4 protein-coding genes are annotated in these 3,069 nt (G+C 62.5%); 1 reads left to right on the forward strand and 3 read right to left on the reverse strand.

What is annotated here, in order from left to right:
- On the reverse strand, positions 1 to 792 hold a 792-nt coding region (locus tag AC1DT3_RS16450; protein WP_477466316.1), incomplete at its 3' end, for a YihY/virulence factor BrkB family protein.
- A 200-nt stretch (positions 793 to 992) separates the two neighbouring features.
- Here AC1DT3_RS16450 and AC1DT3_RS16455 point away from each other — a divergent pair.
- Positions 993 to 1,856, forward strand: a complete 864-nt coding sequence (locus AC1DT3_RS16455; protein WP_477466317.1) for a DMT family transporter — start codon at positions 993 to 995, stop codon at positions 1,854 to 1,856.
- 51 nt (positions 1,857 to 1,907) lie between these two features.
- Here the strand turns inward: AC1DT3_RS16455 and AC1DT3_RS16460 are convergent, their stop codons facing one another.
- Positions 1,908 to 2,072, reverse strand: a complete 165-nt coding sequence (locus AC1DT3_RS16460) for a hypothetical protein (protein WP_477466318.1) — start codon at positions 2,070 to 2,072, stop codon at positions 1,908 to 1,910.
- 147 nt (positions 2,073 to 2,219) lie between these two features.
- Positions 2,220 to 3,069, reverse strand: an 850-nt coding sequence (locus tag AC1DT3_RS16465; RefSeq protein ID WP_477466319.1) for a TRAP transporter substrate-binding protein, incomplete at its 5' end; no start/stop codon positions are given.

Raw genomic sequence — 3,069 nt, forward strand, 5'->3', positions numbered from 1 at the left:
GAACAGAAAGATCGCGCCGAGCGTGTAGAGAAAGATCAGCGCCACCATCGCCGTCGCGAGACCGCCGTAGGTCGAGGCGTAGGAGCCTGGATAGAACTCGAGGTACCACCCGAAACCGAAACCGCCGAGAAGCCATAGCGCCAGCGTGACGATGACGCCCGGCAGGACGGAGAGGAATGTCCGTCGTCCCGCCGGGACGAGCTTGTGAGCGCCGAACAGGCCGACGATGATCACCAGGGTCGCGACGCCGATGCGCAAGAGATCCGCCACGTCGCCGAAAGTCCGCAACGTCGGGAAGGCACGAATGGCGGCGCGCCAGAGGAAAGGCCCGAGCACGACCAGGAAGGCGAGAGCCAGGATCACGAAGGCGCCACCGACGACGAAGGCGATCGATTCGAGGCGCGTCAGCCACCAGGGCCGGGTCTCGCGCACGCCGTAAGCCCGGTTGAGCCCCACGCGCAGGCTCTCGACGCCGCTCGAGGCAAAGTAAAGGGATAGAACGAGGCCGAGGGTCAGCACGTCGCTGCGCCGGCCGGTCAGGATGCGATGGACTTCGCGCGCGATCGGTTCGGAGACCTCCCGGGGCCAAGCCTCCAGGATGATGTCGGCCGCTTCGTCCGCGAGGGAGCCCGTGCCGAAGAGCGAGGCCAGGGCCGTCAACAGGATCAGGAAGGGAAACAGCGAGGTCAGCACGGACAAGGCGATGTGGCTCGCGATCGCCCAGGCGTCATGCATGATGAACCGGTGGAGGGCGATCCCGAGAACTTCGAAAATGGTCCGCAAACGCTTCAAGCAGGATCTCCGACGCGCTGAAATGGCGCGAGGCCGGCGTTAGGCAAGTCGAATGGACAACTCGGCTTACGCATCCTTCTGCAGCCATTCGGGTAAATATATTCTTCAGCGGCTGGTCAGCCCTGCCGCCGCGGCGGTTGGGAAGGCGGACGGAATGGGCTATGCCCCATACTCCTGGATGATAGGCCTGGTTCCTTTTGATGCCTCCTTCGCTTCTCGCCCGCCTCGCGCCGCCGCTCTTCGTCGTCATCTGGGCGACCGGCTTCATCGTCGCGCGGACCGTTGCGCCCTATGCCGAGCCGCTGACGTTTCTCTTCGTGCGCTACGTCCTGGCACTTCTCGTCCTCGTCGCCATCGTGATCGCGGTCCGAGCCCCTTGGCCCCGCACAGGGCGTGAATGGCGAGACGGTGTCGTCGCGGGCATCCTTCTGCACGGCTTCTATCTCGGCGCCGTGTTCTGGAGCATCAAGCATGGGCTGCCTGCGGGAATCGCCGCTCTCGTCGCCGGTCTGCAGCCCCTGGTCACCGGCCTCCTCGCGGGACCGGTGCTCGGGGAGCACGTGTCCCGACGACGCTGGCTCGGCATTGCAATCGGCTTCATCGGTGCGGCGCTGGTCGTGTTTCCGAAGCTCGGTGGCGGCGTTCCGGCGGTACCCCTCCTCGTTTCGTTCCTCGGGATGCTTTCGATCACGCTCGGTACCATCTGGCAGAAACGCACGGCCGCCCAAGTCGATCTGCGCGTCAACGTGGTGATGCAGTATCTGGGTGCCGCTGCCGTCACTATCCCCATGATCCTCTTGAGCGAAAACGGTGACATCGTCTTCGTGCTGCCCGTCTGGATCGCGCTGGCCTGGGCGGTGCTCGGCCTGTCGATCGGAGCGATCGGATTGCTTCTTTATCTCATCCGTCACGGCGCCGTAGTCGGGGTGGCGACCCTGCTCTATCTGGTGCCGCCGGTGTCGGCGATCATGGCCTACGTGATCTTTGGCGAGACGCTCAGCCTCGTGCAAATGATCGGCATGGGGTGCGCCGCGATCGGAGTTGCCGTCGCGAGCCGCGCGTAAAAGAAAACGCTCCAGGCCGGGAGCCTGGAGCGACGCGAAAACGCGTGAAAATTACTTCGTGATCTTAACGGAAACCGGATCACTCGCGGGGAAGGATTCCTCGACACCCTCGTCGAGCTTCCGATCGAGGCTCTCCTTCGTGTTTTCCTTCAGTTTCTTGTCGCTCTCGCCACCCTTCTTCTGGGCGACGTCCTGCTTCTGATGCTTTTCCTTCATAAAACTCTCCGCCGTTTCGGAGCGCGGTCACACGCTCCTTCTCGCATAGACAACGCCGTGGCGAAGCTGTTGATCCCTGCCTATTGCGAAAGGGGCGGCGCATCGGTTGCTGCGCCGCCCCTCGGGATCAAAAATCAGCGAGCGATATCAGGGCCTTTGCTGGGCCTGYGTCGATGTGAAGATATCGAAGGGCAGTTCCGCGATACGGAACCAGGTGTTCTCTTTCTCACGGAACGCATTCCAGTGGTCGTAGATCTTCTTGAACTTCGGATTGGTCGCGGCGATCTCGTTGTAGTGGGCGAAAGCCGTCTTGTAGCTCGCTTCCATCACGTCTTTCGGGAACGCGCGAAGCTGCGCTCCTTGGGCGACGAGGCGACGGATCGCCTCGGCGTTTTCGGCGTCGTATTTCATCACGCACATGGCATTCGCTTCCGCGCAAGCCGCTTCCAGGATGGCCTGATAGGCCGGGGGAAGGGAATTCCACTTCTCGAGATTGATGTAGAGCGAGGGCTGCGCCGATCCTTCCCAGAAGCCGGGATAGTAATAATACTTCGCGACCTTCACGAAGCCGAGCTTCTCGTCGTCGTAGGGGCCGGAGAATTCGACGGCGTCGAGCGTGCCGCGTTCCAAGGCCGGATAGATGTCGCCACCGGCCAGTACCTGTGGCACGACGCCGAGTTTCGCCATGATCTGGCCGCCCATGCCGGCGATGCGGAACTTCAGGCCCTTGAGATCCTCCAGCGAGGTCACCTCTTTGCGGAACCAACCGCCCATCTGGGCGCCAGTCTGACCGGCCGGGAAAGTCTGGACGTTGTAATCCTTTAGGAATTCGCGCACGAGCGGCAAGCCGCCGCCGAAGTGCATCCACGCATTGTGGTGACGCACATTCATGCCCCACGGCACGGAGGTCTCGAACATGAAGGTCGGATCCTTGCCGATGTAATAGCTCGACAGGGTGTAGCCGCATTCCGTCGTGCCGTTCTGAACGGCGTCGAGA

It is taken from the genome of Microvirga sp. P4_G7 (genome assembly GCF_056401005.1).

Coding starts and splice junctions, on each gene's coding strand:
- AC1DT3_RS16455 (WP_477466317.1), top strand. CDS start 993: ATGCCTCCTTCGCTTCTCGCCCGCCTCGCGCCGCCGCTCTTCGTCGTC.
- AC1DT3_RS16460 (WP_477466318.1), bottom strand. CDS start 2,072: ATGAAGGAAAAGCATCAGAAGCAGGACGTCGCCCAGAAGAAGGGTGGC.